Here is a 329-nt window from a genome sequence, read left to right as displayed (position 1 = left end):
TCAACGCGTCATTCACCAGCAACCGGATCGGTCGCAACGGGTGATCTGCCGGGACGAAGTCCTCGAGCTTGACCGTCGTGAACAGGGGTTCCTGCATCTCATCCATTCCGCGCATCGCATCCGCTGCTAAAGATCATGAACACGATATCCATAACGCCCGTCCCTCAAACCCCGTTTACACGGGACCCAAATTCAACAGCCTGCTAGTGTCGTGAGTTAGAAGTTCGTTGAATCAATTTCCCGGTCTTTCTGGAATGACGAAATGCTGTTTAAAGAGCCGCTCGGACTCACGCAGTCCTTCTTCGGTAAAGATCACAGACTTCGTCCTG

General features: G+C 52.6%; 1 protein-coding gene. It reads right to left on the bottom strand.

What is annotated here, in order from left to right:
• Positions 1-232: 232 nt before the first annotated feature.
• Positions 233-329 (bottom strand): DUF6429 family protein (locus AB4Y34_RS42195; RefSeq protein ID WP_368719058.1); only part of this gene is annotated, 97 nt, incomplete at its 5' end.

This window comes from Paraburkholderia sp. BR10954, assembly GCF_040965775.1.
GTDB lineage: Bacteria > Pseudomonadota > Gammaproteobacteria > Burkholderiales > Burkholderiaceae > Paraburkholderia > Paraburkholderia youngii.
Note: the sequence above shows the minus strand (reverse complement) of the source record. Positions and strands in the feature narration are given on the sequence as shown.